Raw genomic sequence first — 20,936 nt, forward strand, 5'->3', positions numbered from 1 at the left:
GGTACCCGGGGAAAGGCGTGGCGGCCACCGGACGACGTTGTACCTGCCGACATAACCCGTTAATATCGCGCGATGCAATTACTACTCGCCGAAGACGACCAGATTCTCGCAGCGGGCCTGAGCGCCCAGCTGGCACAGGCCGGATTCGCCGTGCAGCATGCGCCGAACGGCCCGGTCGCCGAATACCTGCTGCTCAACCAGCCCTACGATATCGCGATCATCGACCTCGGCCTGCCGATGATCGATGGTCTCAGTGTGCTGAAGACGGTGCGGGCGGCGCGGCCGGCACTGCCGGTGGTGATCCTGACGGCGCTCGACAAGCTCGACACCCGCCTTGCCAGCCTGAATGGTGGCGCGGACGACTTCATCACGAAGCCGTTCATTTTTTCCGAACTCGAAGCGCGCCTGCGCGCAGTGCTGCGCCGTTCGCGCCACGCCGGTACCGGTGCGGGCGCCATCGCTGAACTGACTGCGGGCGCGCTGTGCTTCGACCGCGAGACGCGCCGCGCCATGGTCAATGGCGACCCGGTCGAGTTGAGCCCCCGCGAAGCGATCCTGCTCGACCTGCTGCTGGCCAACACCGGCAAGGTGGTCCGCAAGGACCAGATCGCCGCCCTGTGGAACGACGACGGCAGCGGCAATTCGGCCGAGGTGCACATCTACCGGCTGCGCCGCAAGCTTGAAAGTTCCGGCGTCGTGATCCGGACCGTGCGCGGCCTGGGCTACCTGCTGGAAGCCGAGCCGGCAGGCGCGCGCGACTGATGTCCTGGCTGCGCAGCGTGCGGCCCGCGGCCGACTGGTCGCTGCGCTCACAGCTGGTGGCGTGGGTGCTGCTGCCGCAGCTGGTGTTGTGGGTCGCCGGTGGCGCCGCGACCTACCGGCTCGCGGTGAGCTACGTCAACGAGGCGGCCGACGCCACCCTGTCGCAAGCCGCGCGCACGCTGGCGCGCCAGGTCAAGCCGATCGGCAGCGGCCTGCTGATCGACCTTCCCCGCGCCGCGCAGAACATCCTGGAAGCCGATCCGAACGACCGCTTCCTGTACACGGTCAGCACGCCGCCCGGCCGGTTCATCCTCGGGAACAACAGCATTCCGCTGCCGCCCGCGCACATGGCGCCGCGTGCGAACGATCCTTACTTCTACGACGGTGAAATGGTCCCCGACGAGCCGGGCGCCGCGTCGGGGCCGGCCAGGGTGCGCGTTGCGGCGCTGTTCCTCAGGAACGGGGAGGTGAACGGGCGCCAGCAGTGGATGCTGGTGCAGGTGGCGCGCGGCATGGCGGCGCGCGAATCCATCTGGAAGCGGATCCTCGTCGACACCCTGCTGCCGCTGTCGGCGCTGATCTTGCTGATGACCGTGATCGTGTGGGCCGGCACCGGCGCCGGGCTTGCGCCGCTGCTGCGCCTGCGCCGCGAAGTGGAAGGCCGCACGCCGAACGACCTCACGCCACTGCGCGCCCAGGCGGCCCCGCGCGAGCTGCGTTCGCTGGTGCGCGCGCTGAACGACCTGCTGGCCGCCGTGCGCCAGAATGTCGACGCGCAGAAACGCTTCATCGCCGATGCCGCGCACCAGTTGCGCACGCCCCTGGCCGGCCTGATCAGCCACGCGGAACTGGCGCTGGGTGCAACGACCGACCCCGCGCTGGTGGCCCGCCTGACCCTGCTGCACCAGAGCGCCACCCGCAGCGCCCACCTGATCGCCCGCATGCTGATGCTGGCGCGCGCCGAACCGGAAGCGGCGATGGCGCAGGAGCGCTTGCCGGTCGATCTGCGCGCGCTGGTCGAGCAGGTCGTTGCCGACAAGGTGCCGAAAGCGCTGCGCGGTGGCGCCGATCTCGGCATTGCCGATGACGAAGCACCCCCTGATCCGGCGCCCTTGCGTGTTCTCGCCAACCCGATGCTGCTGACCGAGGCGCTCGTCAACATCCTCGACAACGCCATCGAATATGCGGGGTCCGGCAGCGAGATCACCGTGGCGGTCCGGCGCGATGACGGCCACGCTCATATCCGTGTCAGCGACAACGGGCCGGGTATCGCCCTCGCCGACCATGCGCGCGTGTTCGACCGTTTCGTGCGGGCCACGGACCAGGGACTGGGCTGCGGGCTGGGCCTGGCGATCGTGCAGGAAATCGTGATGCAGCATGGCGGTAGCGTGACGCTGGCGGACGTTGAGCCCCACGGCCTGGACGTGACCATCAAGCTGCCCTTGCTGTGACAAGCCCCGGTCAGGGTGCGCCCGCCGCACAGCTGCTGCCAGAAGGCGCAGACCGGCAGGCCCCCGATTCAACTGTCACAGTGCGTCATCGGAGCGAACACACTGTTCGGTTGTGACACACTGTTGCGTCCACCTGTGTCACGGCCGTTCCGCATCCGATGGCGCAACCGTCCTCCCGCTTGTGCCCACCAGGCGCGGGGTCCCGCCTCGCCCCGCCTCGTCCTCTTTGGCACGATTATCGCTTTATGCCTGTAACTGCACGAACCGTGCGGTAAGCCCTTGAGCCGTCCGTCCGCATCACCGGCCTGCTCATCACACCAATCCTGAGGAAACCATCATGACCTGGAGCACACCCGCGTTTACCGACCTGCGTTTCGGATTTGAAATCACGATGTATATCGCAAACCGCTAGCAAGCTGGCCAGAGAACCGTGCCGCCAGGTGATCGCACCGGCACGGGCTTCGTCCACTGAACGACACCATGAAAATCATCGTATTGGGCTCGGCAGCCGGCGGCGGCTTCCCGCAGTGGAACTGCAACTGCCGCAATTGCGCGGGCGTACGTAGCGGCACGCTTGCCGCCACGGCCCGTACCCAGTCGTCGATCGCGGTCTCGGGCGATGGCAACGACTGGGTGCTGATCAACGCGTCTCCCGACATCCTGGCGCAGATCCGCGCGACGCCGGCGCTGCAGCCGTCGCGGGCAAAGCGCGATTCCGGCATCGCCGCCGTGATGCTGATGGATGCGCAGATCGACCATGTCACCGGTCTGTTGATGCTGCGCGAGGGAAGGCCGCTGCCACTCTACTGCACCGCATCGGTATGGAACGATCTCAACACCAGCCTGCCCCTGGCGCCGGTGCTGTCGCACTACTGCGGCGTGCATTGGCATGCGTTGCACACCATCGGCGATGGGCCCGGCATGCAGGCGGTGCAGGTGCCGGGCATCGACGGCATCCGTTTCACGCCGCTGGTCCTGTCCAGCAAGGCGCCGCCGTATTCGCCGCACCGCGCGCAGCCGGGCATCGGCGACAATATCGGCCTGCTGATCGAGGATACCGGCAGCGGCAGGTCGCTGTTCTACGCGCCGGGGTTGGGCATGATCGAACCGCAGGTCGATGCCGCGATGCGCCAGGCCGACTGCGTGCTCGTCGATGGCACGTTCTGGCGCGCCGACGAGATGATCGAACTGGGCTTTTCCAGCAAAAGCGCGGCCGACATGGGCCATTTGCCGCAGTCGGGCGAGGCCGGGATGATCGCGGTGCTGGACAGCCTGGATGCGCACGGGGATGCACCGCGCCGGACGGAACGGCGCAAGATTCTCATTCATATCAATAACACCAACCCGATCCTGGACGACGACTCGGCGCAGCGTGCGCTGCTGGCGCGCCACGGCATCGAAGTCGCCTTCGACGGCATGGAAATCGTCCTGTGACGAGCGCGCCGGCCTGGAGCCGCACCGAGTTCGAAGCGCAATTGCGCGCGCGTGGCGCCGGCTACCACATCAATCATCCGTTCAACGTCAGGATGAACAGCGGCCTGCTGCGCGAGGACCAGATCCGCGGCTGGGTAGCCAACCGGTTTTATTATCAGGTCAATATCCCGCAGAAGGACGGCGCGATCATCGCCAACTGCCCCGATCGGGAAACCCGCCGCAAATGGGTGCGCCGCATCCTCGATCATGACGGCTGCGACGGCAACGATGGTGGCATTGAAGCCTGGCTGCGGCTCGGGGCAGCGGTCGGCATCGAAGACGGGGTGTTATGGTCGCAACGCCACGTGGTGCCCGGTGTCCGTTTCGCTGTCGATGCCTACGTCAACTTCGCGCGCCAGGCGCCCTGGCAGGAGGCGGTCTGCTCGTCGCTGACGGAAATGTTCGCCCCGCAGATCCACAAGGACCGCCTGGCCAATTGGCCTGCCCAATATGGCTGGATCGACCAGGCGGGCCTGCAGTATTTCCGCAGTCGTATTTCGCTGGCCGAACGCGACGTCGAACACGGCCTGCAGGTCACGCTCGATCATTTCACGACGCGCGCCCAGCAGGAGCGTGCGCTCGAGATCCTGCAGTTCAAGCTCGACATCCTGTGGGCCATGCTCGATGCGATCGAAAAAGCCTACCCTTGACCTCAGGTGCCACGATGAACCAGATTCCCGACAAGCCAGTTCTTTCCCGCCTGTTCCGCATGCAGTGGGAGGAAACGCAAGGCGCGTATGTGCTGTTGTACCCGGAAGGGATGGTCAAACTCAACCAGAGCGCGGCCGAGATCCTGAAACGCTGCGACGGAAAGCGCAGCGTACCCGCCATCGTCGACGAGCTGGAACAGGCGTTCAAGGCCAGTGGTCTGGGGGCCGATGTCGATGCGTTCCTGCACTCCGCCAGCGCACGTGGCTGGCTGGCATGAGCCTGCGGCCGTGAACGCCCCCGAACCCCGCCAGGCCATCACGGCACCACTCTGGCTGCTGGCGGAGCTGACGTATCGCTGCCCCCTCCACTGCGCCTTCTGTTACAACCCCGTCGATTACGCCAAAAACCGCGCCGAACTCTCCACCGAACAATGGTTTGACGTGATGCGCCAGGCACGCCAGCTCGGTGCGGCCCAGCTCGGGTTTTCGGGCGGCGAGCCGCTGGTGCGCGACGACCTCGAACAACTCGTCGGCGAAGGCCGCCGGCTCGGCTTCTACACCAACCTCATCACCTCCGGCGTTGGCCTGACCGAAACGCGCCTGGCCCGCATGAAGGAACTCGGGCTGGACCATATCCAGTTGTCGTTCCAGGACTCGACCCGCGAAATGAACGATTTCCTGTCCAGTACCCGGACCTTCGACCTGAAAGCACGGGTAGCCAGGCTGATCAAGCAGTATGACTATCCGATGGTGCTCAATGTCGTGCTGCACCGCTTCAACCTCGACCACGTCGACCGCATCATCGACATGGCGCTGGAAATGGGCGTCGACTACCTGGAACTGGCGAACACGCAGTATTACGGCTGGGGCCTGGTCAACCGGGCGCAGTTGATGCCCACGCGCGAGCAACTGCGGCGTGCCGAGGCCGTGGTCAACGACTATCGCGCCCGGATCGGCAACAAGGTGCGGATCCTGTTCGTGGTGCCTGACTATTTCGAGGAGCGCCCCAAGGCATGCATGAACGGCTGGGGTTCGGTCTTCCTCGGCATTGCCCCGGACGGCACCGCCCTGCCCTGCCACGCCGCCCGCTCGCTGCCGGGCATCACTTTCCCCAACGTTCGTGAATACAGCCTGAAAGACATCTGGTACGCCAGCGGCGCCTTCAACCACTACCGCGGCGATGCCTGGATGAAGTCACCCTGCCGCGCCTGCCCCGAGAAAGACAAGGATTTCGGTGGCTGTCGCTGCCAGGCCTACGCACTGACCGGGGACGCCGCAAATGCCGACCCGGTATGCTCACGGTCGCCGCAACACGCCGACGTCCATGCCATCGTCATTCAGGCCCAACGGGCACAGGAAATGACGCGGCAGCAGCAAGTCCAGCCGATCGTGTTTCGCACGAATGCGAACTCGCGCCGCGGCGGGAGCGGGCCATAGAACCAGTTACGTGTCCGCCTGGGGAGGGTGGCGGCATTGAGTGGTCTTTACAGCGCCGTCATATGCAGCTTGAAGGATTATTGTCCTTTGAGTGACAATCAACGCGCACGGCTCTCCGCCGTGATTAACTGATCGGGGACCCGGCCCCCTGAGAGCACTCCTCATGCACCACTCCTGGGGACACAATCGATGACCTTCCCGGCTTCCTTATGTCAACAAAAATTGCAGGAACGAGATGCAAGCCATTTTCAAAGTTCGATTCCTGCGCAGCTTGCATGCAATATACTTCTCGCAGCAAAATTCAATAATCAAAAAATATCACATCGATCATGCGCCTTATCGAAATTCGTTCGTACAAACTCAAGCCGGGAACCACTAGAGTGTTCCATCAGCTTTTCAGCAAAAAGGCGGTTCCCATGCTGACTGATTGGGGTACCGAGGTGGTGGCATTCGGGCCGTCCCTGCACCAGGAGGATGGCTATTTTCTCATTCGCTCCTATCAGGACTTGGCAGACCTGAAGAATCGTCAAGACCATTTTTATGGATCTCAAGAATGGCGCAATGGACCGCGAGAAGAAATAGTGAATAAAATTGAAAACTCCCTGGATACGCTTGTCTGGCTTTCAGAGACAGGGGTAAATGATCTAAGAAGGTCCAACCAGTATATGGACGAGAATGCTGGCTCTGTTTCAAAACCGGTGACAGGCACTAGTTAATCTGAAACATTTCCGAAAAACTGGTGTCGGTCACCGGTTTTCAAACCGTAAAAGCAAAAAACCCCGCCAGCACACGCCAGCGGGGTTCTTACCTGTACAGCCCAAAACCGGTGCCAGACACCAATTACTTTGAAATATTTCCAAAAAAACCGGTGTCTGTCACTAATGCCGTTCAGTTAGTGCTTGGCCGCGATGTTGACCCGCATGCAGACACCCCAAAAGTAAAGGGCTGGGGTCAGACCCGGCGGGTCTGACCCCGGAACCTGCCTCTGGGTTTGGCTTATCTGAACGGCATTAGTGTCTGTCACCGGTTTTCGAGCTACAAAAGCAAAAAACCCCGCCAGCACACGCTAGCGGGGTTTTTCTATGTAACAGCCTGACGATAACCTACTTTCACACTGGTTGCAGCACTATCATCGGCGCAAAGTCGTTTCACGGTCCTGTTCGGGATGGGAAGGGGTGGGACCAACTTGCTATGGTCATCAGGCATGACTTGTACGCAGTGCCGTTCCCTATGGGGCAACGCCACTGCTCAATCCGGAAGAAGTAAAGTTGGGTTGTAGTGTTTAACTACATCTCATCAAAGAGTAAATGCAAGGAACCATTATTGGTTCATAACCGTCAAGGTTATAGGGACAAGCCGTACGGGCAATTAGTATCAGTTAGCTTAATGCATTACTGCACTTCCACACCTGACCTATCAACGTCCTGGTCTCGAACGACCCTTCAAGGAGCTCAAGGCTCCGGGAAATCTCATCTTAAGGCAAGTTTCCCGCTTAGATGCTTTCAGCGGTTATCTCTTCCGAACTTAGCTACCCGGCAATGCCACTGGCGTGACAACCGGTACACCAGAGGTTCGTCCACTCCGGTCCTCTCGTACTAGGAGCAGCCCCCTTCAAATTTCCAACGCCCACGGCAGATAGGGACCAAACTGTCTCACGACGTTTTAAACCCAGCTCACGTACCACTTTAAATGGCGAACAGCCATACCCTTGGGACCGGCTACAGCCCCAGGATGTGATGAGCCGACATCGAGGTGCCAAACTCCCCGTCGATATGAACTCTTGGGAGGAATCAGCCTGTTATCCCCAGAGTACCTTTTATCCGTTGAGCGATGGCCCTTCCATACAGAACCACCGGATCACTATGTCCTACTTTCGTACCTGCTCGACTTGTCGGTCTCGCAGTTAAGCACGCTTATGCCATTGCACTATTAGCACGATGTCCGACCGTACCTAGCGTACCTTCGAACTCCTCCGTTACACTTTAGGAGGAGACCGCCCCAGTCAAACTGCCTACCATGCACTGTCCCCGATCCGGATAACGGACCAAGGTTAGAACCTCAAACAAACCAGGGTGGTATTTCAAGGTTGGCTCCACGAGAACTGGCGTCCCCGCTTCAAAGCCTCCCACCTATCCTACACAGATTGGTTCAAAGTCCAATGCAAAGCTACAGTAAAGGTTCATGGGGTCTTTCCGTCTAGCCGCGGGTAGATTGCATCATCACAAACACTTCAACTTCGCTGAGTCTCGGGAGGAGACAGTGTGGCCATCGTTACGCCATTCGTGCAGGTCGGAACTTACCCGACAAGGAATTTCGCTACCTTAGGACCGTTATAGTTACGGCCGCCGTTTACTGGGACTTCAATCAAGAGCTTGCACCCCATCATTTAATCTTCCAGCACCGGGCAGGCGTCACACCCTATACGTCCACTTTCGTGTTTGCAGAGTGCTGTGTTTTTATTAAACAGTCGCAGCCACCATTTTATTGCAACCCTGTCACCCTTCTGCAGTAAAGCAGTCAAGCTACTGGGGCGTACCTTTTCCCGAAGTTACGGTACCAATTTGCCGAGTTCCTTCTCCCGAGTTCTCTCAAGCGCCTTAGAATACTCATCTCGCCCACCTGTGTCGGTTTGCGGTACGGTCTCGTATGACTGAAGCTTAGAGGCTTTTCTTGGAACCACTTCCGATTGCTACAGGATCAATGATCCTTCGTCCCAGTCCCTTGAATTATGTGCCCGGATTTGCCTAAGCACCTTCTATGAACCAGAAACTGACTATTCCAACAGTCAGACAACCTTCCGCGATCCGTCCCCCCATCGCATCATACGACGGTGCAGGAATATTAACCTGCTTCCCATCAGCTACGCATCTCTGCCTCGCCTTAGGGGCCGACTCACCCTGCTCCGATGAACGTTGAACAGGAAACCTTGGGCTTACGGCGTGCGGGCTTTTCACCCGCATTATCGCTACTCATGTCAGCATTCGCACTTCTGATACCTCCAGCATCCTTTACAAGACACCTTCGCAGGCTTACAGAACGCTCTCCTACCATATAGATCAAGTAATAAATTACGAGAAATATATCCGCAGCTTCGGTGACTGGCTTAGCCCCGTTACATCTTCCGCGCAGGACGACTCGATCAGTGAGCTATTACGCTTTCTTTAAATGATGGCTGCTTCTAAGCCAACATCCTGACTGTTTTAGCCTTCCCACTTCGTTTTCCACTTAGCCAATCTTTGGGACCTTAGCTGGCGGTCTGGGTTGTTTCCCTCTTGACACCGGACGTTAGCACCCGATGTCTGTCTCCCAAGCTCGCACTCATCGGTATTCGGAGTTTGCAATGGTTTGGTAAGTCGCGATGACCCCCTAGCCATAACAGTGCTCTACCCCCGATGGTGATACTTGAGGCACTACCTAAATAGTTTTCGGAGAGAACCAGCTATTTCCAAGTTTGTTTAGCCTTTCACCCCTATCCACAGCTCATCCCCTAATTTTTCAACATTAGTGGGTTCGGTCCTCCAGTGCGTGTTACCGCACCTTCAACCTGGCCATGGATAGATCACTTGGTTTCGGGTCTACACCCAGCAACTAACGCCCTGTTCGGACTCGATTTCTCTGCGGCTCCCCTATTCGGTTAACCTCGCTACTGAATGTAAGTCGCTGACCCATTATACAAAAGGTACGCCGTCACGGAACAAGTCCGCTCCGACTGTTTGTATGCACACGGTTTCAGGATCTATTTCACTCCCCTCCCGGGGTTCTTTTCGCCTTTCCCTCACGGTACTGGTTCACTATCGGTCGATTACGAGTATTTAGCCTTGGAGGATGGTCCCCCCATATTCAGACAGGATTTCTCGTGTCCCGCCCTACTTGTCGCATGCTTAGTACCACCGGTCTGATTTCGCGTACGGGGCTATCACCCGCTATGGCCGCAGTTTCCAATGCGTTCCACTACCAGTCCGACTATCACATGCAGGCTCTTCCCATTTCGCTCGCCACTACTTTGGGAATCTCGGTTGATTTCTTTTCCTGCAGCTACTTAGATGTTTCAGTTCGCCGCGTTCGCTTCACACACCTATGTATTCAGTGAGTGATGACCTATAAGGCCGGGTTTCCCCATTCGGAAATCTTCGGATCAATGCTCGTTTGTCAGCTCCCCGAAGCTTATCGCAGACTTCTACGTCCTTCATCGCCTGTAATCGCCAAGGCATCCACCATGTGCACTTATTCACTTGTCCCTATAACCTTGACGGCTATAGCTACAAGCATTTACTACTGTGTTTGATGAGTTTTTGTATGCGTCCTTTCGGACACTACCCTAAGTGTGCGATGTCTCGCACGCTTAATAAAACTTTACTTCTTCCAGATTGTTAAAGAACGAAACAGCAGTAGTCTCTAAAAGACTAAACATAAAAGTGAACTCGTCACGCTTACGTTTAATATCTTGAGTAGATGCGTTGGTGGAGGATGACGGGATCGAACCGACGACCCCCTGCTTGCAAAGCAGGTGCTCTCCCAGCTGAGCTAATCCCCCATGGGATACAACTTTGTGCTTGATACGTGGTGGGTCTGGTTGGGCTCGAACCAACGACCCCCGCGTTATCAACACGGTGCTCTAACCAGCTGAGCTACAGACCCGCATTGTTACCTAGCGGTGCTACTGTTTCTTCTTCATTCGACAGTCGATAAGTGTGAGCGTTTGATGCACGATCTTGCGATCCGTGCCGACTCTAGAAAGGAGGTGATCCAGCCGCACCTTCCGATACGGCTACCTTGTTACGACTTCACCCCAGTCACGAATCCTACCGTGGTAAGCGCCCTCCTTGCGGTTAAGCTACCTACTTCTGGTAAAACCCGCTCCCATGGTGTGACGGGCGGTGTGTACAAGACCCGGGAACGTATTCACCGCGACATGCTGATCCGCGATTACTAGCGATTCCAACTTCATGCAGTCGAGTTGCAGACTACAATCCGGACTACGATACACTTTCTGGGATTAGCTCCCCCTCGCGGGTTGGCGGCCCTCTGTATGTACCATTGTATGACGTGTGAAGCCCTACCCATAAGGGCCATGAGGACTTGACGTCATCCCCACCTTCCTCCGGTTTGTCACCGGCAGTCTCATTAGAGTGCTCTTTCGTAGCAACTAATGACAAGGGTTGCGCTCGTTGCGGGACTTAACCCAACATCTCACGACACGAGCTGACGACAGCCATGCAGCACCTGTGTTCAGGTTCCCTTTCGGGCACTCCCGGATCTCTCCAGGATTCCTGACATGTCAAGGGTAGGTAAGGTTTTTCGCGTTGCATCGAATTAATCCACATCATCCACCGCTTGTGCGGGTCCCCGTCAATTCCTTTGAGTTTTAATCTTGCGACCGTACTCCCCAGGCGGTCTACTTCACGCGTTAGCTGCGTTACTAAGTCAATTAAGACCCAACAACTAGTAGACATCGTTTAGGGCGTGGACTACCAGGGTATCTAATCCTGTTTGCTCCCCACGCTTTCGTGCATGAGCGTCAGTCTTGACCCAGGGGGCTGCCTTCGCCATCGGTGTTCCTCCACATCTCTACGCATTTCACTGCTACACGTGGAATTCTACCCCCCTCTGCCAAACTCTAGCCTTGCAGTCTCCATTGCCATTCCCAGGTTAAGCCCGGGGATTTCACAACAGACTTACAAAACCGCCTGCGCACGCTTTACGCCCAGTAATTCCGATTAACGCTTGCACCCTACGTATTACCGCGGCTGCTGGCACGTAGTTAGCCGGTGCTTATTCTTCAGGTACCGTCATGAGGCACGGATATTAGCCGTACCCTTTTCTTCCCTGACAAAAGAGCTTTACAACCCGAAGGCCTTCTTCACTCACGCGGCATTGCTGGATCAGGGTTGCCCCCATTGTCCAAAATTCCCCACTGCTGCCTCCCGTAGGAGTCTGGACCGTGTCTCAGTTCCAGTGTGGCTGGTCGTCCTCTCAGACCAGCTACTGATCGTCGCCTTGGTGAGCTTTTACCTCACCAACTAGCTAATCAGATATCGGCCGCTCCAGGAGCATGAGGTCTTGCGATCCCCCACTTTCATCCTTAGATCGTATGCGGTATTAGCGTAACTTTCGCTACGTTATCCCCCACTCTTGGGCACGTTCCGATATATTACTCACCCGTTCGCCACTCGTCAGCGGAGCAAGCTCCCTGTTACCGTTCGACTTGCATGTGTAAAGCATGCCGCCAGCGTTCAATCTGAGCCAGGATCAAACTCTTCAGTTTAATCTCTGTTTTTCCGATACTGCTATCGGAGGTCACTCACTCAAGATACTGACGAATCATCCGAAGATGATTACGTTTATTTCTTGTGTAAGCGTTTGTTGCTATATTTTGAGCATTCCGGACCGAAGTCCGGAGGCACATCGCATCAAACGCCCACACTTATCGACTGTTGATTGTTAAAGAATTCTGCCCAACTATTTTCAACTTCGGGCTTGCTGCGGATCCGGTGAACTTTCGTTCCATCCGGCGACAAATCGTTGTGTTTGTCATCAGCAGAGAGGCAAGATTATCGAGTGTTTCGTGCGATTCGTCAAGCTTCTTTCTGTCCCGCCTCAACTTGCTTGTTTCACTTTCGTGACAGCTGCGTTGCTGCGAGGGACAGAACTATAGCAAACGCCCTGCCCATCCACAAGCCCCTTTTCGACGAATTTATTGCGACTGTCAGGATCGCCGCGTGCGCAAACCGTCGACCTCGGCCCGCAAGGCCGTGCGGTCCGCATTCAGCGATTCGAGCTGGGCCCGGAGTGCCTTCAGTTCGGACGCATAGTTGTCGCGCGCAGTGACCGCGCCGACGAGTTCCATCTCGGCCGTCAGCCGGGCATCGGAGTCGGACGCGGCCGAGGCCATGCTGCGCTCCAGCTGGGAACGCAGGTCGACCAGTTGCCGCTCCTTGCCGTCGATCGCCAGCTGGTCCTTTGCCTTGCCGACCAGGGCGTTGGTGGCGACCTCACGCGCATCCCGCAGCTCCACGGTGAGGCGTTCGATCTGTTCGGCACGCTCGGCAGCGAGTGCGTTCGCCGTCGACAGCTGCGACAGCAGATCGTCCCGCTCCTCTTCCAGCAGTTCTCCGGCACGCGCCAGCGCGTCCAGGTCGCTCTCGGCCTGGGCCAGCTTGTCCCGGTTCCCGGCACCGGACTGTTCGGCGAACTGGCGCGCCCAGTCTGCCAGCGCGGCCACCAGCGGCTCGGGGATTTCCGCTTTCGGCGCCTCGGGTGGCGGAACATTGTCCGCTCGCCAGGCCGCGAGATGCTTGTGGATGGCGGTGGCCGAACCCGTGCCGAGCGCGTCGCGTACCGCCTCGACCGTGACAGGGTTGCCATCGTTGTGCAGGGCACTCGCGGCCGCTGCTACCTCTTCGAATGTGGGTGTCTGTTCCTGCATGTCATCCGTCCGTTGCATGATGGGCGCAGCTTACTACAGAAGCTTTTTTGCCGGCACGACCTTGGCGGAGCCGGACACCCGGCAATTGCATGACTCTATTGTCGAGCTGACGCGCCGGCCAGGCCGGTACCGGCCTGGCTTGGCCGCCGTCAGCCCTGCTGCGATGCGACCAAAGCCTCCCCTTCCCCGGCCCGCTGGATGCGCACGATGTGCAGCGCGTCCGGTTTTTCAACCAGCACGCATGCCTTGCCCGTGCGCTTGCAATGGTCCTGCACGCGCCAGTAGGCGCCGTGGCTCATGCAGCCCGTCTGGCAGATGACCAGGTCGGCCGCGGCGAGATCGGCTTCGAGGGCAGCAAAATCGTCGGCCGCGGCCGCCGGCTGGGTGACGGGCCGCTCCAGCGCCATGCGCATGTCGCGCCACTGCAGTTCGTCCGACAGTTCCCGCACGCGCGCCTGCAAGGCTGTCACGTGCTGCGCCAGTTTCTCGCGCCGGGCAAGCCCCGGAATGGCGTGTTCCAGTGCGGCTCGATCCTCCTTCGCCCAGGCCAGCGCGGTATCCCGCCGGATCAGCTCCGCGCGCAGCCGCATCGCCTCGGCATCGAGCCGCCCGATCTCGCGGGCCTGCACCTGCAATTGCTCGGTGCAGCGCACCTGCACGGCGCCGTAGGCACGCAGCAGCGCGGCATGTTCCTGGAGCAGTTGGTCGAAATCGTCGGCGGTTACCTGCATCGTGTGTTCCTTTCTGAAGCCCTGGCCTGAATGCCCATACCATTCTAATTGCGAATGATTCTCATTACAACAACAATGATCATCATGCAAGCGGTACTTTAAATTCCCCTTAATGGCGTGCGAAATTGCGAATGACTGGCGTTCTGGCCACTGGCCGAGGTTCGCGCGTCCAGGCACGAAGGTGCCCGCGCGGTCGGGCAAGCACGGACCGAACCGCCCTTGTCACCATCGGCCCGATCCGTCGCGGACTCGATGCGTCTTGCCTTAATAGTCGAAGCGCGCGTTGACGGACACCTGGCGCGGCGCACCGATCTGCAGCGTGTTCGAGCTTGTCGAATACCAGTAGGCGCGATTCGCCAGGTTGTTCACCTGCACGCGGAACGTTACGTAGTGGTCGCGGATGCGCGTGCGGTACGCGCCGCCGGCGTTCACCAGCGTCACTGCCGGCACCTCGAACGTGTTGGCACTGTTCACCTTCTGCGCGCCGACGTAGCTGGCATCCGCATGCAGCGAAAGACCGGCCACTTGCGGCACTTTCGCGTTCACGCCCAGCACGGCCTGGAAGCGCGGCGTGCTCTCGATGCGGTTGCCCACGATCGCCGGCGTCGTGGCACGATACTCGGCATCGAGCCAGGTGGCGCCAGCGTTGACGGTCAGCCAGCGTTGCAGGTCGGCGTGGCCATTCACTTCCAGTCCCTGGTAACGCAGTTCGCCGGCCTGCACGTAGATGCCCTGCGGGTTGCTGCTGTAGTCCGCGTAGGCCGCCCCCCCGCTTGACGCGGAACACGGCCGCGGAAGCGCCCCAATTGCCCTGGTCGGTCTTCACGCCCAGTTCGGCCTGCCGGCTGGTCAGCGGCGGCAGCGACTCGTTGGCGTTGGCATACGTGGTGGCGACCGTGCCGCCATCTTCCAGCGCTTCCACGTAGCTCGCGTAGACAGTGGTGTTCGACGAGGGCTTGTACAGCAGCGCGACGGTCGGCGTGGTCGGTTTCTCGTGATAATCCGACGTCTGCGCCCCGGCCGCGTTCCAGTTCAGGTTGCGGTAATCCATCCAGCGCACGCCGGCCAGCACCGACCAGTGCTCGCCGATGTCGATGTTGTCGCTGGCGAACAGCGACTTCTGCGCGTAGTCCGAAATCTTGAACACGCGCGGGTCGTTGAAGGATGTGTCGACCAGTGCCGGCGGCGGCGCATACAGGTTGCCCACCGTGTTCGGACCGAACAGGCTCAATGCCGACTGCACGTTCAGCATGCGGGTCAGTGTCTGGCGGCCCGCGCCGAACGACACGCGGTGCCTCAGCGCGCCCGTGGTGAAGCCGCCTTCGACGAGCGCGTTCACCGCGTGGTAAGTCAGTTCCGGCCGGTAGAACGGATTCAGGCGGTTGCTGTAGTTGCCCGAGCGGCTCGTCAGATACAGCGTTTCGATCGAGCTGTCGATGCGCTTGAGCGAATAGCCGTAGTTGACGTTCAGCTTCCAGTCGCGGTTGATCCGCCAGTCCAGCGCGGTGGTGCCCATGTACATCGTCGAGTCGTAGTACGTGGTCGGGTAGGCGCCCAGGTCGGCCTGGCCGTCCAGCGCCACTGGCAGGCCAACGCTCGCCGCCGGATACGCCTGCAGCGACACGGTCGGCACGCCGCCCAGCAGGTCGCGCTCCTGGTACAGGAAATTCGCACTCCACGTGACGTCCTTCGCCAGCCGGGCACCCAGCGCCAGCGATGCCGCGTCGCGTTTCAGTGACGCGCCGTTATAGGTATCGCCTTCTTCGTGCGCCAGGTTCAGGCGATAGCCGAAGCGGTTATCCGCGCCGGCCCTTCCGCCAACGTCGATGTGCTCGCGCACCAGACCACCGCTTGTGTAGCCGGCGGAAGCGCTGAACGTACGCTCCTCGGTCGGCCGCTTCGTCACGTAGTTGATGATGCCGCCCGGCGCCGCGAAGCCGTACAGGAAGCCCGTTGCCCCCTTCAGCAGCTGCACCGATTCCACGGTTTCCAGCGGCAGTTCCACGCCATACATCTGGAACGGCTGGCCGTCGATCTTGTAGCCGTTCGTGAAGTCCAGCGTCAGGCCACGTACGTTGATCGCATACGAGCTTTGCGTGTAGGTGCCGCCTTTCGTGCTGACGGATGCATCTTCGGAAAAAACGTTGGCCAGCGTGGTGACCTGCCTGTCCTCGAGCTGTTCACTGCCGACGGTGGCCGTGGCGAACGGCGTTTCCAGGTCGGACAGCGAACCGAGCGCGCCGCGCGAGCGGGCCTGTTTCGCTTCGCTTTCACGCTCGCCGGTGACGGTCACGGTCACGGTCAGCATGGCGCCGACGGTGGCTTCCTGCGCAATGGCATGGAAATGCGGCACGGTGGCAAAGAGGCCGGCAACGAGCAGGCCAAGGCGCCGGCGAGGGACGCCCGGAAGGGATGCATGCATGGTGGTTCCTGATGATTGTTCTAACGGGATCGCCTGCCGGCGAAACGGCTGCGGGATTCGGCAGGCGCAACGCGGCGGAACACTCGTCAGGTGTGCGGCACGATCGCGACAGGCACGCAAACACGGGGGCGCATCCAGCGTGGATAACGCTGAGTGGCTTGACTGATTCGCATCATAAAAGGCCAAAACCCATTGATGAAGGAATAAAAACGAGGATTGTTATACCGAATCGCACATAAAGAAGGCCAGCGGCGCCAACCAGTGCGGTCGCCACGCCAGCGTGAAGGCGATGCCCTTTCCACCAGCAGCCACCAGCAGGATCCAAAGCAGCGTGCCGAAACCGGCGCCATGCCAGGCAATGCACGGAGCCAGCGCACCGGCAAGCAGCATGGACGCGACAACGCGTGCCCTGCGCACTGCACGGGGTGACGGGAAAGGCAGCAGCCCGCCAGCCTGGGACCAGTGCTCGCGCTGCGACAGTGCCAGCAGCGCACAGCCGGTGCAGCACATGAGCAAAGCGCCGAATGTGGCCAGCAGGTCAGCCATCGGCACTGCCCTGGCTTTTCGCGCCGATGCGTCGCGCGGCATGCCACGCAAGGCCTGCCAGGGCCAGCAGCGCCGTATCGATGCCCGCGACCGCATGCATGCCGTCCAGTAGTGCGCGCGGCACGTGGTCGCCCGTCGTGACCCAGTTCATCAGCACCGCGGCAACGGCAAGCGCCGCAATGGCCAGCAACTGCCCGCGCCAGGCCGCCGTGCGGCACAGCCACGCATGCGCGAAGGCCGCCAGCCACACACCGTAGAACGCGGCGCGTTCAAGTGCGGAACGGTCCCAGCCCGGCAGCATGGCATCCGCGGGCAGCACCCGGTTCGCTACGAGATACGCGAGCGTGGCCAGCACGATGCCGGTCATGCCGCCGATCGCCAGCGCTTCCACGAGCCTTACACCACCGAGCGCGTCGCGCGCATGCCGGCCGCGGCGCGCCTCGATCCAGAACAGAAAGCCGGTGGCGACCAGCACGCAGCCACCCAGGCCGCCGGCAAGGTACAGGGCGCGCAGCGTGCCATGGTCGAAGCGGGCGAAATGCACGCCCGAGAACACGCGTTGCACCGTCATCAGCGGGCCGGCTTCGAAGCGCCACAATGGCCTGCCGGTAGCGGCATCGAAATAGAGCTGGTCGAGGTTCATCGTTACCTCCCGCGCATAGGAACGCCGGAACTCGACGACGGCGGCCGCATCGCCCGGCTGCCACACCCGCACGAAATATGGCGCGCGCCCGCCCCACTCCCGTTCGGCAACGGCCCGCATCGCATCCAGGGAGGCCAGCGCACCGGGCTTGCCTTCCTTCTTGCGGGTATGGCGGCCGTATGCCTCCGCCATGAAGGCGGCCTTCGCCTTCGGGCCGCCGCCATAGACGCCCACGTGGGCCTGCGGGAAGTACACCGTGATGAAGATGACGAGGCCGGACAGCGCCAGCATGCAATGGAACGGCAGCAGCAGCACGCCGGACAGGTTGTGCAGGTCCAGCGCGCTGCGCGGCAGGCGCTTGCGGGGCCGGAATGTGAACAATTGCGCGACCAGCTTTCTGTGGATCACGATGCCCGACGCGAGCAGCGCCAGCATCGCCATCCCGGCCAGGCCCACCAGCCACTTGCCGGTGCCCCGCCACGACAGGTGCAGGCTGTAATGCAGCGGCACCAGGAAGCCTGAAGCCCCGTCCGTGCCCTGCTCCGGCAGCAAGCGATAACGCAAGGGGTCGACGAGCCGCGTGTGTTCTTCGCCGCCGGGCAGCCTGTAGCTGAACGCGGCCACGGGCGTGCGCGAAGTGGGCAGGTCGATGCGCCACTGCGTGGCGTCTCGCGGCAGCAGCGGCAGTACCAGCCGGGCCGCCCGGTCCAGCGACACGGGCGCCGCTGCCGTTGCCGTTGCCGTTGCCGTTACCGATACGGGCGCGAGGCGCGTATCCGGCATCATCCACTGGTCGATTTCGCCCCAATAGAGGATCAGCGTGCCCGTCCAGAAGACGGCGAACAGCACGGCGCCGAGCACCACGCCGGCCCACGTGTGCAGCCAGGCCATCGACTTGCCGAACGTCGATCCCATGCGCGTTCAGCCGGCGGCAAGCCCGGCCAGCGCCAGCGCGCCGGCCAGCGCGCCCAGTACGAGCCACAGGGTGCGCACGCGGCGCACCGCGAATCCCCACACCAGCAGCACCAGGTACAGCGGAAAACCCAGCATCGCCATCAGCACCACCGCTTCCGAGCGCACCATGCCGGCCCCGGCCAGCAGTGCGGCACCCGTGGTCACCGCCAGCGCGGTGCACGCGTAGCCGCCGCCGATCGCGCCGACCAGGCGCAATGACAGGCGCAGCACCGGGCGCACCCCGTCAGAACCGCAGCGCATAGCCGAGGCTCACCGTGCGGCCACGCCCGGCGAAATAGCGTTTCGGCTCGACCAGCGCGCTTTGCGAGAAATACGTGATGTACATACGGTCGAATACATTGGACACCGCGAAGCGCAGTTCGCCATGTGGCACCTTTCCACCCTCCCGCAACTTCCAGTTCGCGCTGGCGTCCACCAGCGTGTAGCCGCCGAAGTTCATCGCAGGATCGTCGAACGTGTCGCTGAACGCATGCTGCGCCTGCACGAACGACGACAGCCGGCCGTTCCAGTCCGCCGTCCAGCTGGCGATCACGCGGTCGGGTGCCACGTTCAGGCCATCGAGCCTGGCGTCCAGCGTACCGTCGGCATCGCTGTCGTAGCGCCCATTGGTGCGGGCATAGGCGATGCGCGCGCGGTGCGCCTTGCCGAAGCGGTACCCTGCAGCGGCATCGAACCCGTCGATGCGGGTCTTTTCGCGCGCCATGACGAATGCGCCGTTGACGGTGGCCACGCGCGCGCCCAGGTCGGAGCGCGAGCGGAACCAGCTGGCATCCAGGTCCCACGCGCCTTCGCGTATCCGCACGCCGGCCTCCGCGCTGCGGGTGAGGATCGGCTGCAGGTCGCGCATGCGGGCCACGCTGACACCGGGCGTATTGATCGAACGGAGCACGCGGCCGATGTCCGGCATGCCGAAACCTTCCGAATAGCTGGCAAACAGACTGACCGGCTGCAACGGCTTGAACACGAGGCCGGCGTTCTTGAGCGTTTCGTTGAAATCGAGCTTGCCGCCCTCCACGGCCACGCGGCGGAACGAAGCCAGCGTCGTGTAGCTGTCGATGCGCACGTCGGAGCGTTCGCGGCGGATGCCCGCGTGCAGCGCCAGCGCATCCGTTACCTGCGCTTCGCCCTGCAGGAACAGCGACAGGTTACGGAATGCCGATGGCGGAACGTAGTTGCGCCCAGTGCCGTACAGATCCTGTTCGCCCTTGTCGTACAGCGTGTCGAAGCCGCCGGTCAGCTTCAGCCGGCCGTCCAGCAGGTCGGATTTCGTCAGCCCCACCTTGCTGCCGTACTTCGACGCCACGATGCGCGACTGGTCGTACAGCGTGCCAGCGGGCGCGATCAGCGGATCCTGGAACGTGGCCGAGTTGTCGGCGCCAAACAGGCCCTCGAATTCCTGGTTGAAGACCATCGCCGACAGCTCCATGCCGGCGAGGCTGGCGTGGCGGTAGGTCAGCGCGGTCGTCCACACGTCGTTCCACGGCGGCGTGCCGGGAGGGTTGCCTTCCACCGACACGGTCGGGATGCCGCGCGCGCGGTCGCCCGCCACCGCCAGGTAGCCCGCCTTCGATTTCAGCCGGTAGCGGTTGACCGACAGCTGCAGGCGCTGGTCCGCGTCGATGTCGTAGCCCAGCTTGGCCAGCACGTCGTAGCTGCGCGAGTCCATCAGGTCGCCCTGGGTATTGTCCGTGCCGAGCGGCCTGCCCTGCCCATCCAGGTGCAGGCCCTGGTCTTCGTAACTGAGCGCGAAGAGGTAATCGAAGGCATCGCCGCGGCCTTCCAGGCGGTACGCGGCCTTGTAGTTCATCGTGTTATTGCCAATGCTGCTGCCGATATCGGTGGTGGGCAGCGTCGCCTGCACGTCGAGGGACTGGCTGAGCGTATCCTTGCCTGGCCGGCGCGTGACGATGTTGATCGTGCCGCCGGTCGCCCCCAGGCCGTTCACGGCGTTGGCGCCCTGGATCACTTCGATGCGTTCGACCAGCGCATAGTCGATCGTGTGCGCTTCACGCCCGGTGGGCCGCAGCGGGTTCGATTGGGGAACGCCGTCGACGAGGATCAGCGGTGTGCGCCCGCGCAGCGTTTCGGCGCTGCCCGTCATCTTCCCGCGGCTGGGCGCGAACGAAGGCAGCAGGCTGGCCAGCACGTCGGAGGAATTGCCGGAGATGGCCAGTTGCCGCGCGATGTCTTCCTTGCCGATCACGAGCACCGTCTGCGGCGCATCGTCGGCGGTGAGGTTGGAGCGGGTGGCGGAAACGACGACGGTCGCGGCCTCCGGGTCGGCCTGGGCGAATGCGCCCTGGGACACGAGCACCGCAAGCACGGCGGCGAGCTGCGCGCCGCCGTGGCGCGGCAAAGATGATGACGGCATGCGTTTCCTCAGCGGACATCCACGACGAACGACCCGGTGTCGGACGGCG

Annotated in this window: 15 protein-coding genes, 2 tRNA genes, 3 rRNA genes and 1 pseudogene; 8 read left to right on the top strand and 13 right to left on the bottom strand. The window is 61.4% G+C overall.

From position 1 onward, the window contains the following. Positions 1-72: 72 nt before the first annotated feature. The 8 genes from EWM63_RS00655 (at position 73) to EWM63_RS00690 (ending at position 6,489) form a co-directional block, all read left to right on the top strand. Positions 73-762, top strand: a complete 690-nt coding sequence (locus EWM63_RS00655; protein WP_130184831.1) for a response regulator transcription factor — start codon at positions 73-75, stop codon at positions 760-762. Next, positions 762-2,213, top strand: a complete 1,452-nt coding sequence (locus EWM63_RS00660; protein ID WP_130184832.1) for a sensor histidine kinase — start codon at positions 762-764, stop codon at positions 2,211-2,213. The genes EWM63_RS00655 and EWM63_RS00660 overlap by 1 nt, the downstream gene beginning before the upstream one ends. Positions 2,214-2,550: 337 nt before the next feature. Further along, complete coding sequence (gene pqqA, locus EWM63_RS00665; protein ID WP_130190089.1) at positions 2,551-2,625, top strand: pyrroloquinoline quinone precursor peptide PqqA; 75 nt, start codon at positions 2,551-2,553, stop codon at positions 2,623-2,625. Positions 2,626-2,693: 68 nt separating this feature from the next. After that, complete coding sequence (gene pqqB / locus EWM63_RS00670; protein ID WP_130184833.1) at positions 2,694-3,647, top strand: pyrroloquinoline quinone biosynthesis protein PqqB; 954 nt, start codon at positions 2,694-2,696, stop codon at positions 3,645-3,647. Further along, complete coding sequence (pqqC, locus tag EWM63_RS00675; protein ID WP_130184834.1) at positions 3,644-4,336, top strand: pyrroloquinoline-quinone synthase PqqC; 693 nt, start codon at positions 3,644-3,646, stop codon at positions 4,334-4,336. The genes pqqB and pqqC overlap by 4 nt, the downstream gene beginning before the upstream one ends. Before the next feature lie 14 nt (positions 4,337-4,350). Beyond that, positions 4,351-4,614, top strand: coding sequence for a pyrroloquinoline quinone biosynthesis peptide chaperone PqqD (gene pqqD, locus EWM63_RS00680; protein WP_130184835.1), 264 nt, complete (start codon positions 4,351-4,353; stop codon positions 4,612-4,614). Then, positions 4,571-5,773: a pyrroloquinoline quinone biosynthesis protein PqqE gene (gene pqqE, locus EWM63_RS00685; RefSeq protein WP_130190090.1), complete on the top strand. Its 1,203-nt coding sequence runs from the start codon at positions 4,571-4,573 to the stop codon at positions 5,771-5,773. The genes pqqD and pqqE overlap by 44 nt, the downstream gene beginning before the upstream one ends. Positions 5,774-6,102: 329 nt before the next feature. Further along, the gene (locus EWM63_RS00690) at positions 6,103-6,489 is read left to right on the top strand and encodes an NIPSNAP family protein (RefSeq protein WP_130184836.1); all 387 of its coding nucleotides are present in this window, start codon (positions 6,103-6,105) and stop codon (positions 6,487-6,489) included. 374 nt (positions 6,490-6,863) lie between these two features. Here EWM63_RS00690 and rrf read toward each other — a convergent pair. The 13 genes and pseudogenes from rrf to EWM63_RS00750 all read right to left on the bottom strand — a co-directional run bounded on the left by rrf (position 6,864) and on the right by EWM63_RS00750 (position 20,887). Next, positions 6,864-6,976: ribosomal RNA gene (gene rrf / locus EWM63_RS00695) — 5S ribosomal RNA — on the bottom strand. A 144-nt stretch (positions 6,977-7,120) separates the two neighbouring features. Beyond that, positions 7,121-10,011: ribosomal RNA gene (locus EWM63_RS00700) — 23S ribosomal RNA — on the bottom strand. Positions 10,012-10,231: 220 nt separating this feature from the next. Then, positions 10,232-10,307, bottom strand: a tRNA-Ala gene (locus tag EWM63_RS00705). Between the two features lie 27 nt (positions 10,308-10,334). Then, a tRNA-Ile gene (locus tag EWM63_RS00710) sits at positions 10,335-10,411 on the bottom strand. A gap of 96 nt (positions 10,412-10,507) precedes the next feature. Continuing rightward, a 16S ribosomal RNA gene (locus EWM63_RS00715) occupies positions 10,508-12,038 on the bottom strand. Together the 16S, 23S and 5S rRNA genes with 2 tRNA genes alongside form the textbook arrangement of a ribosomal RNA operon. Before the next feature lie 441 nt (positions 12,039-12,479). Then, entirely contained in the window at positions 12,480-13,217 is a 738-nt protein-coding gene (locus EWM63_RS00720) for a DNA-binding protein (protein WP_229487652.1), read from the bottom strand. A 131-nt stretch (positions 13,218-13,348) separates the two neighbouring features. Continuing rightward, complete coding sequence (locus EWM63_RS00725) at positions 13,349-13,930, bottom strand: DUF2325 domain-containing protein (RefSeq protein ID WP_130184837.1); 582 nt, start codon at positions 13,928-13,930, stop codon at positions 13,349-13,351. A gap of 264 nt (positions 13,931-14,194) precedes the next feature. After that, positions 14,195-14,653 carry a TonB-dependent receptor domain-containing protein gene (locus EWM63_RS33035; RefSeq protein WP_371861232.1) on the bottom strand — a complete coding sequence of 153 codons (459 nt, stop codon included), beginning with the start codon at positions 14,651-14,653 and terminating at the stop codon, positions 14,195-14,197. A 61-nt stretch (positions 14,654-14,714) separates the two neighbouring features. After that, positions 14,715-16,352, bottom strand: a pseudogene (locus EWM63_RS00730) (TonB-dependent siderophore receptor); the annotation flags it as partial. 219 nt (positions 16,353-16,571) lie between these two features. Further along, positions 16,572-16,898 carry a DUF3325 domain-containing protein gene (locus EWM63_RS00735; RefSeq protein WP_165390706.1) on the bottom strand — a complete coding sequence of 109 codons (327 nt, stop codon included), beginning with the start codon at positions 16,896-16,898 and terminating at the stop codon, positions 16,572-16,574. Then, positions 16,891-18,456, bottom strand: coding sequence for a PepSY-associated TM helix domain-containing protein (locus tag EWM63_RS00740; protein WP_130184840.1), 1,566 nt, complete (start codon positions 18,454-18,456; stop codon positions 16,891-16,893). The genes EWM63_RS00735 and EWM63_RS00740 overlap by 8 nt, the downstream gene beginning before the upstream one ends. Positions 18,457-18,462: 6 nt before the next feature. After that, positions 18,463-18,756 (bottom strand): hypothetical protein, encoded by a 294-nt coding sequence (locus EWM63_RS00745; protein WP_130184841.1) that lies wholly within the window; start codon positions 18,754-18,756, stop codon positions 18,463-18,465. Further along, entirely contained in the window at positions 18,740-20,887 is a 2,148-nt protein-coding gene (locus tag EWM63_RS00750) for a TonB-dependent receptor (protein WP_130184842.1), read from the bottom strand. Before EWM63_RS00750 ends, EWM63_RS00745 begins: the two co-directional genes overlap by 17 nt. Positions 20,888-20,936 lie beyond the last annotated feature (49 nt).

The organism is Pseudoduganella lutea, assembly GCF_004209755.1.
In the GTDB taxonomy this organism is placed as follows: Bacteria; Pseudomonadota; Gammaproteobacteria; order Burkholderiales; family Burkholderiaceae_D; genus Rugamonas; species Rugamonas lutea.

Coding starts and splice junctions, on each gene's coding strand:
- EWM63_RS00720 (WP_229487652.1), bottom strand. CDS start 13,217: ATGCAACGGACGGATGACATGCAGGAACAGACACCCACATTCGAAGAG.
- EWM63_RS00735 (WP_165390706.1), bottom strand. CDS start 16,898: ATGGCTGACCTGCTGGCCACATTCGGCGCTTTGCTCATGTGCTGCACC.
- pqqD (WP_130184835.1), top strand. CDS start 4,351: ATGAACCAGATTCCCGACAAGCCAGTTCTTTCCCGCCTGTTCCGCATG.
- EWM63_RS00660 (WP_130184832.1), top strand. CDS start 762: ATGTCCTGGCTGCGCAGCGTGCGGCCCGCGGCCGACTGGTCGCTGCGC.
- pqqB (WP_130184833.1), top strand. CDS start 2,694: ATGAAAATCATCGTATTGGGCTCGGCAGCCGGCGGCGGCTTCCCGCAG.
- EWM63_RS00745 (WP_130184841.1), bottom strand. CDS start 18,756: ATGCGCTGCGGTTCTGACGGGGTGCGCCCGGTGCTGCGCCTGTCATTG.
- EWM63_RS00655 (WP_130184831.1), top strand. CDS start 73: ATGCAATTACTACTCGCCGAAGACGACCAGATTCTCGCAGCGGGCCTG.
- EWM63_RS00690 (WP_130184836.1), top strand. CDS start 6,103: ATGCGCCTTATCGAAATTCGTTCGTACAAACTCAAGCCGGGAACCACT.
- EWM63_RS00725 (WP_130184837.1), bottom strand. CDS start 13,930: ATGCAGGTAACCGCCGACGATTTCGACCAACTGCTCCAGGAACATGCC.
- EWM63_RS00750 (WP_130184842.1), bottom strand. CDS start 20,887: ATGCCGTCATCATCTTTGCCGCGCCACGGCGGCGCGCAGCTCGCCGCC.
- EWM63_RS00740 (WP_130184840.1), bottom strand. CDS start 18,456: ATGGGATCGACGTTCGGCAAGTCGATGGCCTGGCTGCACACGTGGGCC.
- pqqE (WP_130190090.1), top strand. CDS start 4,571: ATGCGTTCCTGCACTCCGCCAGCGCACGTGGCTGGCTGGCATGAGCCT.